Origin of the sequence: Cupriavidus sp. P-10, assembly GCF_003402535.2 — a bacterium.
GTDB lineage: Bacteria > Pseudomonadota > Gammaproteobacteria > Burkholderiales > Burkholderiaceae > Cupriavidus.
The window spans coordinates 2,419,952-2,440,019 of record NZ_AP025171.1 but is presented as its reverse complement, the minus strand read 5'-3'; the positions used below and the strand labels follow the sequence as shown (position 1 = coordinate 2,440,019).

At 68.6% G+C, this 20,068-nt stretch carries 17 protein-coding genes and 1 pseudogene; 4 read left to right on the top strand and 14 right to left on the bottom strand.

The features are described from left to right. Nucleotides 1–51: 51 nt before the first annotated feature. On the bottom strand, nucleotides 52–2,649 hold the full coding sequence (locus tag CTP10_RS27800; RefSeq protein ID WP_116319422.1) for a penicillin-binding protein 1A: 2,598 nt from the start codon (nucleotides 2,647–2,649) through the stop codon (nucleotides 52–54). Between the two features lie 318 nt (nucleotides 2,650–2,967). On the opposite strand from CTP10_RS27800, the gene CTP10_RS27795 reads away from it, so the two are divergent. After that, nucleotides 2,968–4,038, top strand: coding sequence for a porin (locus CTP10_RS27795; protein WP_116319423.1), 1,071 nt, complete (start codon nucleotides 2,968–2,970; stop codon nucleotides 4,036–4,038). Nucleotides 4,039–4,175: 137 nt separating this feature from the next. On the opposite strand, the gene CTP10_RS27790 is transcribed toward CTP10_RS27795, so the two are convergent. Further along, entirely contained in the window at nucleotides 4,176–4,661 is a 486-nt protein-coding gene (locus tag CTP10_RS27790) for a DM13 domain-containing protein (RefSeq protein WP_116319424.1), read from the bottom strand. Nucleotides 4,662–4,800: 139 nt separating this feature from the next. Between CTP10_RS27790 and CTP10_RS27785 the strand changes: the two genes are divergently transcribed. Both CTP10_RS27785 and CTP10_RS27780 read left to right on the top strand, forming a co-directional pair. Then, the gene (locus tag CTP10_RS27785) at nucleotides 4,801–5,034 is read left to right on the top strand and encodes a CDP-diacylglycerol pyrophosphatase (RefSeq protein WP_116319425.1); all 234 of its coding nucleotides are present in this window, start codon (nucleotides 4,801–4,803) and stop codon (nucleotides 5,032–5,034) included. Beyond that, entirely contained in the window at nucleotides 5,022–5,861 is an 840-nt protein-coding gene (locus CTP10_RS27780) for a CDP-diacylglycerol diphosphatase (RefSeq protein WP_233528116.1), read from the top strand. The genes CTP10_RS27785 and CTP10_RS27780 overlap by 13 nt, the downstream gene beginning before the upstream one ends. Before the next feature lie 40 nt (nucleotides 5,862–5,901). Here the strand turns inward: CTP10_RS27780 and CTP10_RS27775 are convergent, their stop codons facing one another. The 8 genes from CTP10_RS27775 to CTP10_RS27740 form a co-directional block, all read right to left on the bottom strand. Next, a complete protein-coding gene (locus CTP10_RS27775; RefSeq protein WP_116319426.1) occupies nucleotides 5,902–7,476 on the bottom strand; it encodes a TAXI family TRAP transporter solute-binding subunit in 1,575 nt (524 codons plus the stop codon). A gap of 1 nt (nucleotide 7,477) precedes the next feature. Further along, nucleotides 7,478–8,668 (bottom strand): sodium/glutamate symporter, encoded by a 1,191-nt coding sequence (gene gltS / locus CTP10_RS27770; protein WP_116319427.1) that lies wholly within the window; start codon nucleotides 8,666–8,668, stop codon nucleotides 7,478–7,480. A gap of 291 nt (nucleotides 8,669–8,959) precedes the next feature. Beyond that, the gene (locus CTP10_RS27765) at nucleotides 8,960–10,126 is read right to left on the bottom strand and encodes an ABC transporter permease (RefSeq protein ID WP_116319428.1); all 1,167 of its coding nucleotides are present in this window, start codon (nucleotides 10,124–10,126) and stop codon (nucleotides 8,960–8,962) included. A gap of 14 nt (nucleotides 10,127–10,140) precedes the next feature. Continuing rightward, complete coding sequence (locus CTP10_RS27760) at nucleotides 10,141–11,295, bottom strand: ABC transporter permease (RefSeq protein WP_116319429.1); 1,155 nt, start codon at nucleotides 11,293–11,295, stop codon at nucleotides 10,141–10,143. Between the two features lie 6 nt (nucleotides 11,296–11,301). Continuing rightward, a complete protein-coding gene (locus CTP10_RS27755; RefSeq protein WP_116319430.1) occupies nucleotides 11,302–11,994 on the bottom strand; it encodes an ABC transporter ATP-binding protein in 693 nt (230 codons plus the stop codon). A 37-nt stretch (nucleotides 11,995–12,031) separates the two neighbouring features. Continuing rightward, on the bottom strand, nucleotides 12,032–13,249 hold the full coding sequence (locus CTP10_RS27750; RefSeq protein WP_116319431.1) for an efflux RND transporter periplasmic adaptor subunit: 1,218 nt from the start codon (nucleotides 13,247–13,249) through the stop codon (nucleotides 12,032–12,034). Between the two features lie 204 nt (nucleotides 13,250–13,453). Then, complete coding sequence (locus CTP10_RS27745) at nucleotides 13,454–13,813, bottom strand: ArsR/SmtB family transcription factor (RefSeq protein ID WP_116319432.1); 360 nt, start codon at nucleotides 13,811–13,813, stop codon at nucleotides 13,454–13,456. Continuing rightward, on the bottom strand, nucleotides 13,782–14,246 hold the full coding sequence (locus CTP10_RS27740; RefSeq protein WP_116319433.1) for an SRPBCC family protein: 465 nt from the start codon (nucleotides 14,244–14,246) through the stop codon (nucleotides 13,782–13,784). Before CTP10_RS27740 ends, CTP10_RS27745 begins: the two co-directional genes overlap by 32 nt. A gap of 364 nt (nucleotides 14,247–14,610) precedes the next feature. Here CTP10_RS27740 and CTP10_RS27735 point away from each other — a divergent pair, with 364 nt between their 5' ends. Further along, on the top strand, nucleotides 14,611–15,954 hold the full coding sequence (locus CTP10_RS27735; RefSeq protein WP_116319434.1) for an aspartate aminotransferase family protein: 1,344 nt from the start codon (nucleotides 14,611–14,613) through the stop codon (nucleotides 15,952–15,954). Between the two features lie 139 nt (nucleotides 15,955–16,093). Here the strand turns inward: CTP10_RS27735 and CTP10_RS27730 are convergent, their stop codons facing one another. The 4 genes and pseudogenes from CTP10_RS27730 to CTP10_RS27715 all read right to left on the bottom strand — a co-directional run. Next, on the bottom strand, nucleotides 16,094–17,197 hold the full coding sequence (locus tag CTP10_RS27730) for a methyl-accepting chemotaxis protein (RefSeq protein WP_116319435.1): 1,104 nt from the start codon (nucleotides 17,195–17,197) through the stop codon (nucleotides 16,094–16,096). Nucleotides 17,198–17,365: 168 nt separating this feature from the next. After that, nucleotides 17,366–18,145: an anaerobic ribonucleoside-triphosphate reductase activating protein gene (locus CTP10_RS27725; protein ID WP_116319436.1), complete on the bottom strand. Its 780-nt coding sequence runs from the start codon at nucleotides 18,143–18,145 to the stop codon at nucleotides 17,366–17,368. Next, a complete protein-coding gene (nrdD, locus tag CTP10_RS27720; RefSeq protein ID WP_116319437.1) occupies nucleotides 18,108–18,281 on the bottom strand; it encodes an anaerobic ribonucleoside-triphosphate reductase in 174 nt (57 codons plus the stop codon). Before nrdD ends, CTP10_RS27725 begins: the two co-directional genes overlap by 38 nt. After that, a pseudogene (locus tag CTP10_RS27715) lies at nucleotides 18,278–20,002 on the bottom strand (ribonucleoside triphosphate reductase); the annotation flags it as partial. The pseudogene CTP10_RS27715 and the gene nrdD, both read right to left, overlap by 4 nt. Nucleotides 20,003–20,068 lie beyond the last annotated feature (66 nt).

Here is a 20,068-nt window from a genome sequence, read left to right as displayed (position 1 = left end):
CGCCGCGGCAGGCGAGCCGCAGCGCTCGGTTGCAGTCCTCAGTTACTGGCTTCAGTTATTGCCACTACCCGGCGAGATCGTGGTCGGCGCGACCGGATAGATGGGCGCGGCAGGAGCCGTTGTGGGCGGCGGTGGTGGGAGGCCAGCAGCGGTGGGGCTGGCCGGTGCCGCGGGCGCGGGTTGGCCAGACGGCGCTGCCGGCGCGGTGGGTGCGCTCGCCGTCGCCGGGTCCTGCGGCGGCACCGCCATCACCGTTTCCCCCTGATCCAGCGCCAGGCTGGACTCCTCTCCGCCACTGCCACCACCGCTCACCGGCGCGGACGCCGACGCCATCGGCGCGCTCGCCGGCGGCGTCATATCCGCCTCAGGCGCCGGCAGGGCCGGACGGCGCGGCGCCGGGCGCGGCGCGGTGGCGTCGTTGGCCTTGTCGCGGCTGAACAGCTGGGTCCACCAGCCGCGCACCTGATTGCCGAGCGAGGCGAACACGTTGGTTTCCTCATACTCGGCAAAGCGAGCGCGGCCGTCGATGACGCGGCCGCGCAGCGCGCGCTGGTAGAAGTCGCCGACCATCGGCAGCGCGCTGTGCGCGCCCTGGCCCCAGTAGTCGCTGCGCAGCGTGACGCGGCTGTCGTTGAAGCCGACCCAGGCGCCGGCAACCAGCTCCGGGTGCATCATGATGAACCAGCCGTCGGCGTTGTCCTGCGTGGTGCCGGTCTTGCCGGCCACGTCGGCGCGGATGCCGAAGCGCGAGCGGATGCCGGCACCGGTGCCGCGGTCGATCACGTCGCGCATCACGTCGAGCAGGGTCTGCGTGGTGGCATGGGGCAGGGCGTGTTCGGCGCGCGCCGGGCGGAACACCTGCAGCACATTGCCGTTGCGGTCTTCGATGCGCGTGACCATGGTGGGCGCGATGTAGTTGCCGGCGTTGGCGATGGTGCCATAGGCGGCCACCATTTCCTTGAGCGTGACCGGGCTGGTGCCCAGCGCCAGCGACGGCACCTCGTCGAGCCGGCTTTCGCGCACGCCCATCTCGCGCGCCAGCCGCGCCACGCGCGCCGGGCCTACCTGCTGCATCAGCTGCGCGGTGATGGTGTTGCGCGAGTAGACCAGGCCGTCGCGCAGGCTCATCGCGCGACCGGTGGGGCGGCCTTCGTCGGTCGGGCGCCAGATCTCGCCGCCGGCCAGCTCGATCTCGACCGGCTGGTCCATCAGCGTGTCGTCGGGCGACTTGCCTTCCTCGAACGCCGCGCCGTAGACGAAGGGCTTGAAGGTCGAGCCCGGCTGGCGGCGCGCCTGCTGCACGTGGTCGAAGGCGTCCTGCGTGTAGTCGCGGCTGCCGACCCAGGCGCGGATCTCGCCGCTGCGCGGATCGATGGCGAGGAAGCCGGCCTGGATGCGCGTCTTCTGCTGGTGCAGCGCGCGCATGAAGGTGCCGTTTGCCAGCAGCTGCTTCATTGCGTCTTCCGGCGGCGTGCCGGCTGCGGTGGCGGCACGGTATTCCGGCGACTCGCGCACGAAGGCCTGCACCAGCGCGCGGTCCGCGGCCCAGCCCGCGCGCGGCGCCCAGGCGGCATTGGCGATCGCCTGCAGGCGGTTGCCCTGCTGCGCCACCGCCTGCGTGGCCATGGCCTGCAGGCGCGCGTCGATGGTGGTGCGCACCACCAGGCCGTCGGCGTAGATGTCGTAGCCGTTGCGGTCGGCCCAGCCGATCAGCCACTTGCGCAGCTGCTGCGCGAAATGCGGCGCGGGGCCTGGCGGCTCGGTCTGGCGCTCGAAGTCGATGCGCAGCGGACGGCGTTTGAGCTGCTCGTAGCGGGCCGCGTCGAGCTTGCCGCGCTTGACCATCTGCCCCAGCACGATATTGCGCCGGTCCAGCGCGCGCTCGGGGTTCAGCACCGGGTTGTAGTAGCTGTTGCCCTTGAGCATGCCGATCAGCGTCGCGCTCTGCAGCACGTCGAGCGAGCGCGCCGGCTTGTCGAAGTACGTGCGCGCGGCCATTTCGATGCCGAACGCGTTGTACAGGAACGGCACCGTGTTCAGGTAGGTCTCGAGGATCTCGTCCTTGGTGTACAGCGCCTCGATCTTGAACGCGGTGATCGCTTCCTTGAGCTTGCGCGTCAGCGTGGGCGCGCGGCCGATCTCGTCCGGATAGAGGTTGCGCGCCAGCTGCTGGGTGATGGTCGAGCCGCCCTGGCGGTCACCCGTGAAGGTATGCACCGCGGCCGAGGCGAGGCGGCGCCAGTCCAGCCCATGGTGCTCATAGAAGCGGTGGTCTTCGGTCGAGATCAGCGCCGCCACCACGTTGGGCGAGATCTGCTTCAGCGGCACCCAGTCGCGGTTGGCCCACTTGAAGACCGCCAGTTCCTTGCCGTCGGCCGAGAGCACCTGCGCCGGCTGCTCGGACTTGGCCTTGCGGATGTCGCTGATGCCCGGCGTAAACGGCACCAGCACCAGCACGTACAGCAGCAAGGCCGTCGGCACGGCGGCCATGCCCACGAGCACGCCGCGGCGCGTGGGCCGCAGCGAGCCGGGGCGGGTCAGGCCGAGGCGCGCGCTGCGCGCGCGCAGGCCCGACAGGCGTTGCTGGATCGAGGCGGGGAGCGGAGCCTGCAGCGAGGCAAGCCGGGTCTTGATCTCTGCCAGCTTCATGAGGCGAAGCTGCCGAGGCAAAGGCGCATGGCGGCACGGGGCACTGGCATTACCGTCGTCGGAAAAGCATGCATCCTACCAAAACGATCCCGTTGCTTACAGGGAAAACCCCCATGCGGGTGCTATTCGGCACATTGTGCTGCGTACTATTCGTCACAAGGCTTTCATATTGCGCCAGCACAATGCGCCGGCCGCACATGTGCGGACGTGCGCCGCCGCCAGGGCTATGGCGCGGCCAGCCGGCTCAGGCGCGGGTGGCCGCCGGCCCCGGTCGGACCGGCGCGGTGTCATGGATCACCATAAAACAGAGAAATCACAGTGAAGAAAGCTCTCCTTGCAATGACGGCAGCAGTGGCCGCTACGGCGGTATCCGGGGTGGCCTCGGCCCAGTCCGCATCGAACGTAACGCTGTACGGCATCGCCGATGCCGGCCTCGAAGTCATCAGCCACGTGCCCGGCACCAACAGTGCCCAGGGCACGACCACCCGCCTGAACTCGGGCAACCTGTCCGGCTCGCGCTGGGGCGTGCGCGGCACCGAAGACCTGGGCGGCGGCCTGAAGGGCATCTTCGTGCTGGAAAGCGGTTTCGATATCGATACCGGCATCTCGGGCCAGGGCAACCGCCTGTTCGGCCGCCAGGCGTACGTGGGCCTGCAGGGCGGCTTTGGCGCCGTCACGCTGGGCCGCCAGCAGAACGCGCTGTACGACCTGTTCGGCGCCTTCGACCCGATGGGCGTGGGTCCGCGCTACTCGCTCAACAGCGTCGACTCGGCCTTCAACGGCCGCGCCGACAACGCCATCAAGTACACCGGCAAGTTCGGCGGCCTGACCGCCACCGGCTTCTACAGCTTCGGCCGCGACAACAACGGCGAAGTGCCGGGCGAACCCAAGGTCGCGCGCAACTTCGGCGGTGGACTGTCGTATGCCACGGGCGGCTTCTCGGTCGGCGCCGCCTACGACCAGTACCAGGGCGCCACCGTGGCGCTGCAGGACCGCAGCGCCAAGCGCGCCGCGGTGGGCACTGCCTACGCTTTCGGCGATGCCAAGGTCTTCGCCGGCTACCGCTGGCTGAAGGACGACGGCGTGTCCAGCGCCACCGCGGCCGCGACCCGCACCAACGTCTACTGGGCCGGCGCGCAGTACCGCTTTACGCCCGCCTTCCTGGTGACTGGTGCCGCCTATTACAACGACACCCGCAACAGCGATGCCGATCCGTGGATGTTCGTGCTGTCCGCCGACTATTCGCTGTCCAAGCGCACCGACGTGTACCTGAACGTGGGCTACGCCAAGAACAAGAGCGGCTCGGCGCTGGGCCTGAACGGCGTGGGCACCGTGGTCGCGGGCGAGAACCAGACCGGCGCCACCATCGGCATGCGCCACCGCTTCTGATCCCAGCCGCCTGATACCCGCCCGGCGATGGCGCACCGGCGGCGCGCACGGGCGGACGCGTGATGTTCATATCGACACCTTGCCTTTGCGGGGTTCGTTGGGCCGGTTCCTCGATCGGCCCTTTTTTCTTGCGCGGCCTACCGGTAGGCCGCGGCACTGATGAACTGCCCGAACCGCTCGCACCAGATCACCACCGCCCGGTGCTGGCCGGGATCGACGCCATCCGGCAGCGCCACGGCGAAGTTGCCGAACGTCTTCAACGGCGCAACCTGCACCGCGCGGTCCTTGAGTTTGAGAAAATCCGCCTTGGTGTCGACGAACTCGGGTACCAGATAGATCCGGTAGTCCGGGCCCGGCGCCACGCTTCCCTCGAAGGCGATGGCCCTGGCCGACACATGCAGCTGCCCGCTGGCCCAGTGGAACGCGTCGCTGCCGGCCAGCTCCTTGCGGAACGTGCCGGAAAAGGCCGCCTGTTGCGATACCGCCTGCACTTGCCCGGTGCTTGCGCCAGCCTGCTCGGTCAGGATCGGCAGCACATAGATCCCGGCGGCAAAGCCGGTCGCCAGCATGGCGAGGTGGGTCAGCACGAGGATGGCGATCTTGCGGGGAGACGTGGCCGTCATGTCTGGCTCCGGTTTCTGGCGGGGGGACATGGGTTGGTCGTGGCTGCGGCAGCCTCCTGACAGCAGGTTTCAGACACAGTCATCAAAGCAACACAGGAATGTGGTTATGATTTGACGTCCTCATGACGAGAAGCTGCCTATGACACTCCACGTCACGATCCGTACCATCCGTACGGGCGCGCTGCAGACGGCCCGCTACCAGGCCCAGGTCTACCCGACCACCGACGGCGAAGCCCTGCCCCTGCTGGCCACGCCCTGGAGCGAACGCGAGGCCGAGGTCTTTCGCGACGCCCAGTTCTGGGCCCAGCGCCACGCCTACATCGTGTCCAACCCGCGGGTGGGGACGTACTACGGCATTCCATGCCGGCGTTGATGCAGGCGCTGTTGCCGGCGATAACGGCACGCCCGGCACGCCGGCGCGGCGCGCTGCCGCTGGCGGCGGCATTGATGCTGGCGGGCTGCACCGCCGAAAACGTGGTCGGCGTCTTGTCCGGCGGGCGCGACGGCCTGTGGCGCAACGTGCAGCAACGCTGCCTGGCGCCGCCGCAGCCGCAACATGCCGATTGCGCCAGCGTCGACCGCACGCGCGGGCTGGTGCTGTACAAGGACGCGATCGGCGCGTCGCACTACCTGGTGATCCCGGCTCGGCCGGTGAAGGGGGTGGAGGACCGCAGGGCGTGGGATGGCAGCGGTGCCAACGCCTGGGCCTACGGCTGGGCCGAGCGCGGCATCGTGGGACAGTCGCTGGGCAAGCCGGTGCCTGACGACATGCTGGGGCTGGCGGTCAATTCCCTTGCCTCGCGCAGCCAGGACCAGCTCCATATCCATCTCGACTGCATCAGCGCCGCGGCGCGCGCCTTCGTCAATGGCGCGAACGGGCCGATCGGCACGGAGTGGACTTCGCTGCGATTCGACGGCAAGCCGGTGCGGGCCAGGTTTATCCCGGCCGCCGCGCCGGTGCTGTCGGCCGACCCGTTTGCCCTGGTCGGGGGCAAGGCCGACGATCCGGCTGCCAGTGGCAGCGCGGCGCCGCCGCCCGACCGCGGCATCTTCCTCACCTACGGGCAAGACCGGCAGGGCCGCGCCGGTTTCTTCCTGGTGGACCAGCCAGTCCATGCCGCGGCCGGCAGCAACGGCCATGCGAGTGATTTCCTGGACCGGCGTTGCCGGCTGGCGGCGGAGTTGCCGGCGGCGGGGTAGGGCCGATGTGGCGGCGCGAAGCGGCCAGCCATCTTCCCGGCTAGCGGGCGGCGGGCGCGGAGGCGGTGGCGGCTGCCGACGCCGGCGCCGGTGTGGATGGCGCGGCGGGGCGCTGCCCCGGCTTGGCCGCCGTGCCCGCCGCCAGCCCGTCCAGCACCTTGGCCGCCGCCAGGTGCTGCGGGATCATCAGCCCTTCGCGCGCAGTCGCCACGTTGATCTGTCCGCCCTGGGCGCTGCCGCGCGCGACAAAGTCGCGGCCATGCCGGTACACCAGCCGCGTCAGGTCTGCCACCTCGGTATCCGACAGGTCAGGGCCGGTCACCAGAATCGCCGCGGTGGCGATGGTGCGCACCGGCTCTCGCAGGCCCGGATAGGTGCCGGGCGCAATACTGGCGCGGAAATACCCCGCCTTCTGCCCGACCATCGCCACGATCGCGCGCTCGTCCAGCGGCAGCAGCCGCAACGGCAGTTCGCTCAACGCATCGCGGATGCTGTCGGACGGCACGCCGATCACCTGCATCACGGCATCCACCTGGTTCTGGCGCAACGCCACCAGCGCCGCGCCCAGGCCCACTTCCTCGGCCTTGAAATCCTTCTCGGTCAGCCCGTGCGCGGCCAGCACGCGCAGCACCGTGCCGCGCGACGCCGCGCCGCGTTCGCCCACCGCGATGCGCTTGCCGCGCAGGTCGGACACCGAGCGCGCCGGGTCGCCGTCGCGCACCAGCACATGCACCGGTTCCGGGTACAGGCTGCCGATGGCGCGCAGTGACGCGTGCGGCCCATCCTCGGCAAAGGCGCCCTTGCCCTCGTACGCTTCCAGCGCGGCATCGCCCTGCGCCATCGCCGCCGAGACCTTGCCGCTGCGCAGCAGGCGCAGGTTCTCGTCGCCGCCGCGCGTCACCAGCGGGATGGCGCGCACGCGCGCGCCGTCCACCAGTGCGCGCACGAAACGCAGGTACTGGCCGTGCTCGGCGCCGGCGGCAATGGCGTAGCCCTCGTCGATGCGGGCCAGCCGGGCGCGGATATTGGCGTGCGCGGTGGTCAGTTCCTGCTCGATCACGGCACGCTGCGCCGGCGAGGCGTCCTTCTGGACCGCCTCGACCACCTTGCGCATGGCGTCCAGGATGGCCGCGGGGCCGGTGGGCGCGTTGGTGGCCACGGCGGGCGCCTCCGCCGGCCGATAGCCGGCGGACTGCACGCTGACCCAGCGCTCGCCGTCGCGCCGGTACAGCGCGGTGCCGTGCGCGCGCAGGATGTCGCCGGCCTTGTTGCCGCCGCTGGTGATGCCGGTGATGCCACGCGGTCCGGCGCCCAGCGCCGAGATCAGCCCGGCCACGCCGGGAGAATCCCACGCGCCGAAGTCATAGTCGCGCAGCAGCTTCAGTTCCGCGTCGAAGTACACCACGCGCCGGGTCTCGCCGGTGGGTGCCTTGGTATCGGACTGCGAGCCGCGACGGTCGATGCCGGCCAGCTGCACGGTGCCCGGCGGCAGCGCCTGCGCCAGGCGCTCGTTGAGGTTGGCGCGGATGCCGTCGGCGTTCGGGCCGCCACCGCAACCGGCCAGCCAGAGGCTGGCCAGCAGCGCGAAGAAGAGGGCAAGGCAGGCGCGGCGCATGTCAGCCTCCGATCAACGGCAAGGCCAGCAGCAGGGTCAGCACGAACGCGTTCATCAGATCGACAAAGAACGCGCCGGCCAGCGGCGTGATCAGGTAGCTGGTGGGTGCCGGCCCGTAGCGCGCCGTGATCGCGCGCATATTGGCCATGGCGGTCGCCGTGGAACCCATGTTGAAGCCGATGAACGCGGCCGAGGTGACCGCCGCCTCGTAGTCGCGGCCCATGAAGCGGAAGCAGACGAACACCACGTACAGGATGATGAATACCACCTGCATGGCGATGATCAGCAGGAACGGGCCGGCCGACAGCGCCACCTCGGCGAGGTCCAGCGCCATCATGGTCATCACCAGGAACAGCGACAGGCAGACGTTGGTGATCAGGTCGGTGGCGCGGTCGTCGAAGCGCAGGCCGATGAACGGCAGCAGGTTGCGGATTGCGATGCCGAGCATCATGCACCACAGGAACCCGGGGATGGTGATCGGACCGGCCGGCATCTGCGCCGCGATCCAGCGGCCGCCGATCACCGCGGCCAGCATGCCGGCCAGCGCCGCGAGCGCGCCGACCGTGGTGATCGGCGATGCGGCGGCGGCTTCTTCCTCGGTGTCGCCGGCCTCGCGCGAGGTCGAGCGCAGCTTGTAGCGCGAGATCAGGTACTGCGCCACCGGGCCGCCGATGATGCCGCCGACGACCAGGCCGATGGTCGCCACCGTCATCGACAGGTCCATGACCGCCTGCAGGTTGTTGACCTCGGCGAAGCGCTCGGCGTACGCGGCCCCCGTGCCGTGGCCGCCCACCAGCGTGATGGAGCCGCTCACCAGCCCGAAGATCGGGTGCAGGTCGAGCGTCCTGGCCATGGCCACCCCGACCACGTTCTGCACCAGGATATAGGGCAGCAGGATGATGATAAAGATCACCAGCGCCTTGCCGCCGCGCTTGAGCATGCGCAGGTCGGCGCCAAGCCCCACGCCGCCGAAGAACATCAGCAGCAGTACCGGCTTCATGCCGGGATCGATGACCACGCGGAAATTCGCGCCCGCCGCGGCCACCGACGCGACGATGGCGAACAGCAGGCCGCCGGTGACGGGGTCGGGGATGTTGTAGCGCGACAGGATGCCCACGCTCCGGTTGACCAGGGTGCCGATCAGCAGCACCACCACGGCAGTCAGCAATGAAGCCAGCAGGTCGAGATTCATCGGGGGCGTCCTGGCGGTAAGTCCTGCGGTGGGGCGCCGCTGGCCGTGCCGGTTGTGCACTGGCCGCCAGCGAGGCCTGGCGCGTAGCATGCATCACTACGGGTTGTAGACGGACAGTGGGGAGAAGGCAAGGAAAGGATCGGAAGCCGGCAGCGAACGCGACGGTGTCGGGCCACGACAGGCGGGCTCTATGGCTTTTATAAGCATGACTTTCGTGGAGGCACCGGCCCTCTCCCCCGGCCCCTCTCCCGCAAGCGGGAGATTGGAACAAACAGCCGGCAACGCACGCGTTCAATGCGCCCGCAACGCGTCCACGATATTCATCCTTGCCGCGCGCACCGCTGGCAGGAAGCCGCCCACCAGTCCCATCGCCATTGCGAACGCCAGCGCCTGCAGCGCGATCCCGGGCGTCAGGATGAAGCGGAACGACAAGTCGGCAAACGTCTGGAAATTGGTGGTCGAGAATGACGCGAACTGCATCAGCGCCGCAAAGGCCAGTCCGGCCAGGCCGCCCACCAGGCCCAGCAGTGCCGCCTCGATCAGGAAGGCCACCAGCACATTGGCGCGCTTGAACCCCAGTGCGCGCAGCGTGCCGATCTCCGACACGCGATTCGCCACCGAGGCGTACATGGTGATCATGGCGCCGATCATCGCCGCGACCGAAAAGATGGTGGACAGCGTAAAGCCCAGGATATTGATAAAGCTCGACAGCGCCTTGGACTGGTCGCTGTAGAAGACCTGCTCGCGCTTGGCCTCGTCGGCCAGGCGCGGGTCTACGTCGATATCGGCGCGGAAGCGCTCGAACAGCGTGGGGTTGGCCAGCCGTACCACCATCGACGAATACGCATTGCGCCGGAACGACTGCATCAGCTGGTCGACGTCGCCCCAGATCTCCGAGTCGAAGCCGCTGCCGCCGGCGTCAAAGTGGCCCACCACGGTCCATTCGCGCTGGGCAAAGCGCAACTGCTGGCCGATCTGCACGCCGGCAAAGCCGCCGGCAATGCTGCTGCCGACGATGATCTCGGCCGATCCCGGGCGGAACATGCGTCCCGCCACGAGCCTGACCTGCGGGCGCAGTTCCATGCCCAGCGGCGAGATGCCGCGGATCACCACGTTGGAGGGCTGGCCGGTGCTCGACTTGGTCAGCGAGATCAGCACCACGGCCTCGCGCGAAGCCATCGGCTGGCCGGCGCCGGTCATGGCCACCGCCGGGTGCATTTCCAGGATGCCGGCCTGGCCGCGGTCGACGGCGCTCTGGATCTCGGTTTCGGCGCCCTTGCGGATCACCACCACGTTGTCGTGCTCGCCGGTGGTGACCAGTGTCTTCTTCAGGCCTGCATCCAGCATCAGCATGGTGGCGAAGACAAAGACCACCAGCGCCAGCCCGCCCGCGGTCAGCGCGGTGGTCAGGCGCCGGGCCCACAGGTTGCGCGCGATATAGGTGAGCGGGATCGCCATGGTTGCCGGGCGCGTCAGCCGATCGCCCGCAGGCCTTCGACGATGCGCACGCGCGCGGCCTGCACCGCGGGCACGATGCCGGCGGCGATGCCGACCGCCAGCGCGCACGCGGCCTGCGCGCGCATCGTTTCCGGTGATACCGTGAACACCGGGAACACGCCGCCCACCGCCTGCTTGAAGGCCGCAGCCATCGGCGGCGTGGCCAGCATGCCGAGCGCGCCGCCGGCCACGCAGATCGCCAGCGACTCGCCGAACACCAGCAGCGCCAGGAAGCCCGGCCCGAAGCCCAGCGCCTTCAGCGTGGCGTACTCGACGGTGCGCTCGCGCGCGCTCATCGCCATGGCATTGGCCATCACCGCCATGATGATCACGATCACCACGTAGGACACCACGCGGATCGCCGCGATGATCTGGTTCGACATGGCGACGAAGCCGAGCTGGAAGGCCTGCTCGGTCTCGGTCAGCGTCTCCGCCAGCGAGTTGCGGAACACCGCGTCGACATTGCGCGAGATCGCCGCGGTGTTGTCGGGGTTGTCCACGCCCAGCACGTAGACCCCGACCTGGTCGGCCTGGCGCGGCGTCTTCTTGCGGATAGTCTCGTTCAGGTATTCCCAGTGGAACACCATCTGCCGCGTGATGATGCTTTCGTCGCGGCCGTCCATGATGCCGCGCACCACGAACTCCCAGGTGCCGGGGTAGATGGTGCCCTTGATCGGGATCACGTCGCCGATCTTGAAGCCGAACTGGTCGGCAAGCTGGCGGCCGACCAGCGCACCCTTGCGGTCGCGCTGGTATTCGGCGCGCTGTTGCTCGGGGATGATGAATTCCGGATAGAGATCGAGGTAGTTGTCCGACACCGCGAACTGCGCAAAGAAATTCTTGGGGTCGCGATAGATGCCGCCGAACCAGTTGGAACGCGCCACCATGGTCACGCCGTCCACGCCGCGGATGCGTCCCTCATAGCTGAGCGGCAGCGGGAACACCAGCGAGATCGCATTGCGCGTCACCAGCCGCGCGCTGGACGCCGCCGAGGCGCCCGCGTACCACGCGTCGATCACGGTCTGCAGCAGGCCGAACGCCAGCACCGCGATCACCAGCCCCAGCACGGTCAGCGCGGTGCGCAGCTTGTGCCGCAGCGCGTTGCGGGTGATCAGCTTGAGCGCGTACATGATGGGTCAGGCCACCTCGCCGCGGATCAGCTCGCCCTTCTCCAGGTGCACCAGCGAGCCCGCCGCCGCAGCGGCATGGGCATCGTGCGTGACCATGATGATGGTCTTGCCGAGTTCCGCGTTCAGGCGCTGCATCATCGCCAGGATTTCCGCGGCGGAGGTGCGGTCGAGGTCGCCGGTGGGTTCGTCCGCGACGATCAGCGATGGGTCGGTGATCAGTGCCCGCGCGATCGCCACGCGCTGCTGCTGCCCGCCCGACAGCTCGGACGGGTAGTGGCTCATGCGGTCGGCGAGGTTGACCATGTCGAGCACCAGTTCCACGCGCGCGCGCCGTTCCGCGCGCGGCAGGCTGGTCAGCATCAGCGGCAGTTCCACGTTCTCGAACGCGGTCAGTACCGGCATCAGGTTGTAGAACTGGAAGATAAAGCCGACGTTGGCGGCGCGCCAGTCCGCCAGCGCGGCTTCGGGCAGCTGCGTGATATCGAGCCCGGCCACCTGCAGCGTGCCGCTGTCGGGCCGGTCGATGCCCGCGATCAGGTTCAGCAGCGTGCTCTTGCCGGAGCCGGACGGGCCCATCAGCGCCACGAAGTCGCCTTCGCCGATATCGAGCGAGATATCGGTCAGCACGGGCACGGTCTGCATGCCGCGCCGGTAAGACTTGGCGACATGGCTGATGCGGACCAGCGGCGCGGCGTTCATGTGGTCACCCTCATGTGGTCACCTTCATGTTGTCATTTCAAGGCTTGGCCGGCGTGACGCGGTCGCCGTCGCCGAGCTTGTCGCCGGGCGACAGCACCAGCACGTCGCCCGGCTTGACGCCCTGCACCGCGACCAGCTCGCCGAGCTTGTCGCCGGTCTTGACCTGGGTTTCGTGCGCCTTGCCGTCACGGACCACATAGACCACCTGGCGGCCGTCGCGCGTGACCACGGTGGCGGGCTGCACCGCGACCATCGGCTGGCGGTCGCGCGCCGTGGCGGCGCGCGACAGGAAGGCGATCTTGGCGCTCATGTCCGGCAGCACGCGCGCGTCGCGGTCGACGAAGCGCACCTTGACCAGCACCGTGGCCTTGGAGCGGTCCACCGTCGGCACGATGCGCGATACCTGGCCGGCCAGGCGCACGCCGGGCAGGGCGTCGAGCAGCAATTCGCACGGCTGGCCGGCGCGGATCCTGGCGATATTGGATTCGGCGACGTCGGCTTCCACTTCCAGCGTCTCCATGTCGGCAATGGTAACGATCGCGCCCTTGGTGTCGGCGGCGGCAGAGAACGGCGTGATGTTGTCGCCGACGTTGGCATGCTTGACCAGCACCACGCCGTCGAACGGCGCGCGCACGACTGTCTGCTCCACCGCGACTTCGGCCGCGCGCGCGTTGGCCTGCGCCGACGCGATCGATGCCTGCGAACTGCTGACCGAAGCCCTGGCCTTGTTAAAGCGCGCGACGTCGGCATCGTACTGGTTGCGCGAAATCGCGTTCGGCACGATCAGGATCTCGGAGCGGCGCAGGTTGACCTCGGCGTCCTTCAGTTCCGCCTGCTGCAGCGCCAGGTTGGCTTGTGCCACTTTCACCTGGGCCTGCGCCTGGGCGAAGGAAGCGGACACGTCCTTGCTCTCGAGCCTGGCGATGACCTCGTCCTTCTTCACGTGCGAGCCTTCCAGCACGCCCAGCCATTCGAGCCGGCCCTGCGCCTTGGACGCGACCGCCGCCTTGCGCTGCGGCACGACATAGCCGGTGGCGTTGAGCAGCGTGAAATTCTGCGTGGGATAGGCCGAGGCGACGGTGGTGGTCTGCACCGACTGCGGGCCGGCGAGCCTGAGGGCAATGCCGAGCACGGCCAGCAGGATCAGCGCAATGACCGCATAGCGCAGCCATCTGCGCCGGGGACGGATGTGGGCGCCGGGCGCGGCGGTGGCGCTGCGGTCGATTTTCAGCCTGGACAGGTCGTGGTCAGCCAATTGCGCGCTTCCTCCGGCAGGCCTGGGCGATCGCGGCCTGCGTGTTGCCGTGGTGGGGGCGGGGGGCTTCCCAGTATAGCGGGGTGCGCGGGGGATTACTTGCTTGTGGTGAGGCAGCCGGGCTGCGGTGGGGGCTGTCGTTGTTTGGTCCCTCTCCCCGAAGCGGGAGAGGAAGCAAACCCGGCGGGTGCGGTGCGTTGTCAGCTAGTGATTCGTCTCCACCGCAAGCTTCAGCTTGCCCAGTGCAAATTCCCACTGCCTTCCGATCGCCTCCAGCGAGCGCCGCGCCGCCTCGACCTGCGCCGGCTCGAACATCCACAGCCGCTCGCGCCCGGCCTTGCTGTCGCGCACCAGACCGGCCTGCGACAGCACCTGCAGGTGCTTGGTCACCGCCTGCCGCGTCATGGCGCTGCCGGCGGTCAGTTGCGCGATCGACATGGCGCCGCCCGCGCACAGCGCCGCGACCAGCCGCAGCCGGGTCTCGTCGCCCAGCGCGGCAAAGACCGCGGCGGACTGTTGCAGGTCCAGCGCTTCAGGCGGTGCCGGTGACGTGCTTGTGGACATTCTTCACCTGTTGATCCCAGCCGCCGCCGTTGATGCGGAACGCTTCCATGCGGCGCTCTGGCGGGATCTGGTCGAAGCCCGACTCGACCACGGTCAGCATGGTGCCGCCATCGACTTCACGCAGCGTGAATTCCACCAGCGTGCTCGGTTCGTCGGAGTAGTCGCGCCCGCGTTCCAGCGGGGCGGGGTGCCAGCGCCAGGACAGCAGCTTTTCCGGCTCCACGCGTTCCACCTGAACGTCGAATTTCAGGTATTCGTAGCCGGGGTAGGTGATGCTGCCGACGGCGCGCCGGCCGGGTGTGAAGGTGGCGCCGTCAAACTTGACGCCGAACCAGCTGCCGAAGGTGTCGGCATCGGCCAGCGCGTGCCAGACGCGCGCCACGGGGGCTTCTATCAGGATGCTGCGTTCGATGCGGTCGGTTTCTGAGGGCATGTCCGGTCTCCTGTTTCAGGGGGTTGATATGCAACGTTGTGGTTGCATGTTAGGAGACCGGGGCGGAAAAGGCAACCAGATGGTTGCTGGTTGCCGGGGCCAGCGGCGTTTCCAGCGGTCGAGGTCGCAAGGGCGTGGGGAAACGACCGTTTCTATCTATGCAATTGAGAAACAAATGTTGCATTTGCTCCGGGGCTGGCCCATACTGCGGATGCCTGCCCGCCGAAGGCATTCCTTCTGGCCGCTCAGGTGCCGGAGGCGCCCTGCCGGGGTTGGCCTTGATGCTGGCCACCAGTCCGGCAAACGCCTTCATCCGCCGCGCGCCCCCAGACGCGCGGCAAGGCACTGCCACCTCAACACCATCATGACCCACGTATTCCATCGCAATCCGCGCCAGAAACTGCCCGTCGCCGTTGCTGGGGAGGGGATCGAACTGATCGACAGCGAAGGCAGGCGCTACCTCGATGCCTCCGGCGGCGCCGCCGTATCGTGCCTTGGGCATGCGCACCCGCGCGTGATCGAGGCCATCAAGTCGCAGCTCGATACCATCGCCTACGCGCATACCTCGTTCTTCACCACCGAGGTGTCGGAGACGCTTGCCGAAACGCTGGCGCAAGCCGCGCCGGGTGATCTCGACCACGTGTATTTCGTCTCCGGCGGCTCCGAGGCCGTGGAATCGGCGCTGAAGCTGGCGCGACAGTATTTTGTCGAGGTGGGCCAGCCGAGCCGCCGCCATTTCATCGCGCGTCGCCAGAGCTATCACGGCAATACGCTCGGCGCGCTGGCGATCGGCGGCAATGCCTGGCGGCGTGAGCCGTTCCTGCCGCTGCTGGTGCCGGCGCACCACGTGTCACCGTGCTACGCCTACCGCGACCAGCAGGCGGGCGAGACCGATGCGCAGTACGCACAGCGGCTGGCGGATGAGCTGGAAGCCAGGATCCTGGAACTGGGGCCGGACACCGTCGCCGCGTTCGTCGCCGAGACGGTGGTCGGTGCCACCGCCGGCGCGGTGCCGCCGGTGGGCGACTACCTCAAGCGCATCCGCGCCGTTTGCGACAAGTACGGCGTGCTGCTGATCCTGGACGAAGTCATGTCCGGCATGGGCCGCACCGGCTACCTGTTCGCGTGCGAAGAGGATGGCGTGGTGCCGGATATCGTCACCATCGCCAAGGGCCTTGGTGCCGGCTACCAGCCGATCGGGGCAATGCTGTCGACGCGCCGCATCTATGACGCCATCGTCGGCGGCAGCGGCTTCTTCCAGCACGGCCATACCTACATCGGCCACGCCACCGCATGCGCGGCGGCGCTGGCGGTGCAGCGCACGATTGCCGAAGACAAGCTGCTGGCCAATGTGCTGGCCCGCGGCGAGCAACTGCGCGCGCGGCTGCGCGAGGCGCTGGGCGAGCATCCCAACCTGGGCGACGTGCGCGGGCGGGGGCTGTTCGTCGGCGTGGAGTTTGTCGCGGACCGCGACAGCAAGGCAACGCTGGATCCCGCGCTGAAGACGCATGCGCGGCTGAAATCGGCTGCGATGCAGAATGGGTTGCTGGTCTATCCGATGGGTGGCACGGTGGACGGCGTGCGCGGCGACCACGTGTTGTTTGCGCCGCCGTTTATCTGCACCGCGCAGGATATCGACGATATCGTGGGGCGCTTTGCCGAGGCGGTGCAGACGGTGCTGCCGGCGGGGGTGGCCGCGGCGGTGTAAGGCATTAGCGCGGCAAAGGCTGCGTGGGAAAGCTTAAGACAGATCCCATGCCATCGGCTTGCTCCCCTCTCCCGCTTGCGGGAGAGGGGCGACAACATTCGCAGTGCCGTCGGGCCGGAATACTCGCCTCAATTCCTGCTCAAGCGTCCAGCTTGAACTCCCCCACCACCTGCTGCAGTTCCGTTGCCTGCCCCGCCAATGCACTCGACGCACTGGCCGCCTGCTCCACCAGCGTCGCGTTCTGCTGCGTCACGCTGTCCATCTGCGCGACCGCTTCATTCACCTGCGCGATCCCCGCGCTCTGCTGCTCCGACGCCACGGTGATCTCGCCCAGCAGCGCCGTGACGCGGCTGACCGATTGCACGATCTCATGCATGGTCTCGCCGGCCTGTCCCACCAGCGCCGAGCCGCTGTCCACCTGCTGCACCGAGGCATCGATCAGCTGCTTGATCTCCTTGGCCGCCGCGGCGCTGCGCTGCGCCAGCGTGCGCACCTCGCCCGCCACCACCGCGAAACCGCGGCCCTGCTCGCCGGCGCGCGCCGCTTCCACCGCGGCATTCAGTGCCAGGATGTTGGTCTGGAAGGCAATGCCTTCGATCACTTCGATGATGTCGGTGACCTTGCGCGAGCTGGCGCTGATCGCTGACATGGTCTGGACCACGTTGCCGACCACCTCGCCGCCGCGCTCGGCGATGCCGGATGCGGCTTCCGCGAGGCCATTGGCCGCGCGTGCGCGTTCGGTATTCTGGCGCACCATCGCGGTCAGCTCGCCCATGCTGGCAGCGGTCTGCTGCAGCGAGGCGGCCTGTTCCTCGGTGCGCTGCGACAGGTCGGTATTGCCGGCGGCGATCTGGTGCGAGGCCGCGCCGATGGAATCGGTAGCGGCCTTGATGCGCGTCACCAGGTCGGTGAGCATGTCTTCCATCTCGCCCAGCCCGCCCAGCAGCCGGCCGAACTCGCCGCCGCGCTCGGTTTCGAAGTCCTGGCTCAGGTCGCCGGCGGCCACCGTTTCGGCGATATAGACCGCTTCGGCCAGCGGCGCCTCGATGCTGCGCGCCAGCGCCCAGGTAGCCGCCACCGCCACGCCCAATCCAGCCACGCCAAGCGCCACCAGCAGGTTGCGTGCGTTGCCGTCGCCGGCGCCCTGCATGCGCGGCAGTGCGATCGCGATGCCGACCGCAGCCAATGCCCACATGGCGCCAAACGCCGCGCCAATTCTTATCCGTATCCCCAGGTTCTGCATGTCTCCTCCGTTCCCCAGCTTTCCAAGTCGGCCGTTTCGGCGCCGGGGCGGTGCCGGTTTGCCGGCCCGCACGCTTGACGCCTCAACCTACGGTTATCGACGCCGGAAGGCGGGGCTTTAGGGAATTATTTGCAGGCTGGCGCAAACGGCACGCTCAGGCGGCCCGGCTCACCCTTCGCGGTAGCAGAACGTCTCGAACCATGACGCCAGCGCCTCGCGCGCCGGCGCACTCAACGATGCGCCAGGCACCGTGGCCGTGCCGGTCCGGCAGGCCTGCACGGCATAGCGGCGCACGCCTTGCGCGGCCAGCGAGCGTGCCAGCGCCAGCAAGCGCGGCTCGCTGAGGCAGGCGGGATCCCACGTGGTCCGGCATTCGAATGGAAGGCCGGCGCCGAGCAGCAGCGCCAGGCTGGCCTGCACGCGCGCCAGGCCGCCGGGCCGTCCGACCAGCGCATCGTGGCCGGCGGAATCCGCCTTGATGTCCAGCCCGACCCAGTCCAGTTGCGGCAACAGCGCGGCGAGCCGGCGCGGATAGATGCCGGCGGTATGCAGCCCCACCCTGAAACCGAGTGCGCGCACCGCCCTGGCCAGCTCCGGCAGGCGCGCTTCGCTGAGCGGCTCGCCGCCGGAAAACACCACGCCGTCGAGCAGCCCGGCGCGGGTCGCCAGCCAGTCCAGCACCGACGGCCAGGCATAGGCCGCATGGCGCCGCTGCAGGTGGGCGTTGTGGCAATAGCCGCAGCGCCACGGGCAGCCGGCGATAAACAGCACCGCCGCCAGCTGTCCGGGCCAGTCCACGCTGGAGAACGGCACCAGCCCGGCCAGCGCCGGCCCGCCGCGCAATGACGCGGCGGCCGCCGGCGCGGGCACGGGTACGGCCACCGTGGCGCGGGCCGGGAGGCAGGGGCCGTCAGCGACAGGCGCTTTCAGTGAAGAAACGCCGCTCATTGAACTCTCCCTGCTTGCCGGTGTTGAAGGACGTAACGGGCCGGTGGTAGCCCATCACCCGGGTCCAGACCTCGCAGCGGGTACGCAGGGCGGGATCGAGGGCCGGCGTGGCTGGCTGGCGCGATTCGGTATTCATGAGAGCTCCTCTTCAGGTTGGGTTTGCGGCGCGCTGGCCGCGGCTGGGATGCGTGCCAGCAGTTCGGCATCGCACCGGGGACAGAACTCGTGGCGCCCGCTCAGGTAACCGTGCTTCGGGCAGATCGAGAAGGTGGGTGTGACGGTGATATACGGCACGCGAAAGCGTGACAGCGCGCGCCGGACCAGCGCCTTGCAAGCCTGCGCGCTGGAGAGGGCTTCGTTCATGTACAGGTGCAGCACGGTGCCGCCGGTGTACTTTCCTTGCAGCGCTTCCTGCATCGACAGCGCGGTGAACGGGTCGTCGGTGTAGCCGGCCGGGAGCTGGCTGGAGTTGGTGTAGTAAGGCTGCTCGGCCGTGCCGGCCTGCAGGATGTCCGGCCAGCGCTTGCGGTCCTCGCGCGCGAAGCGGTAGGTGGTGCCTTCGGCCGGGGTTGCCTCCAGGTTATAGAGATGGCCGGTCGCTTCCTGGAATTCGCCGATGCGCGCGCGCACATGGTCGAGCAGCCGCAATGCCATGGCGTGACCGCCCGGCGTCGTGATGTCATCGGCATCACCGGAAAAATTCCGGATCATCTCGTTGACGCCGTTGACGCCGAGCGTGCTGAAGTGGTTGCGCAGCGTGCCGAGATAGCGGCGCGTATAGGGATACAGCCCCGCGTCGATGTAGTGCTGCACCACGCGGCGCTTGTCTTCCAGCACGTCGCGGCCCAGCGCCAGCAGGCGGTCCAGTGCCGCCATCAGCCCGGCCTCGTCGCCCCGGTGCAGGTAGCCCAGGCGCGCGCAGTTGACCGTGACCACGCCGACCGAGCCGGTCTGCTCGGCCGAGCCGAACAGGCCGTTGCCGCGCTTGAGCAGTTCGCGCAGGTCCAGCTGCAGGCGGCAGCACATGGAGCGGACCATGTGCGGCTCCAGGTCGGAATTGATGAAGTTCTGGAAGTAGGGCAGCCCGTAGCGCGCCGTCATTTCGAACAGCGGCTCGGCGTTGGGATGGTCCCAGTCGAAGTCCGGCGTGATGTTGTAGGTGGGGATCGGGAAGGTAAAGGCGCGCCCGCGCGCATCGCCCTGCATCATCACCTCGATGTAGGCGCGGTTGATCATGTCCATCTCCGGCTGCAGCTCGCCGTAGGTGAACGGCAGTTCCACGCCGGCGATATACGGCACCTGGCCGGCCAGGTCTTGCGGGCAGGTCCAGTCGAAGGTGAGGTTGGTGAACGGCGTCTGCGTGCCCCAGCGGCTCGGCACGTTCAGGTTGAACACCAGCTCCTGCATCGCCTGGCGCACCGCGCGGTAGTCCATGCGGTCGTGCCGGACGAACGGCGCCATGTAGGTATCGAAGCTGGAAAACGCTTGCGCGCCGGCCCACTCGTTCTGCAGCGTGCCGAGGAAATTGACGATCTGGCCGACAGCGGCCGACATATGCTTCGGCGGATTCGCCTCGACCTTGCCCGGCACCCCGTTGAAGCCTTCCGCCAGCAACTGCCGCAGCGACCAGCCGGCGCAGTAGCCGGAAAGCATGTCGAGGTCATGGATATGCAGGTCGCCGTCGCGATGCGCCTGCCCGGCTTCCGGGCTGAAGATATGCGATAGCCAGTAGTTGGCCGTGACCTTGCCGGCGACGTTCAGGATCAGCCCGCCCAGGCTGTAGCCCTGGTTGGCGTTGGCGCGCACGCGCCAGTCGCGCTGGGCCAGGTATTCCTCAATGGCGCTGGCCACGTCGACCTGCCCGCCAGGCGGTGCCGTCGGCGTGCCGGTTTGCACTGCGTCGCGCATGCTTACCCCTTTATG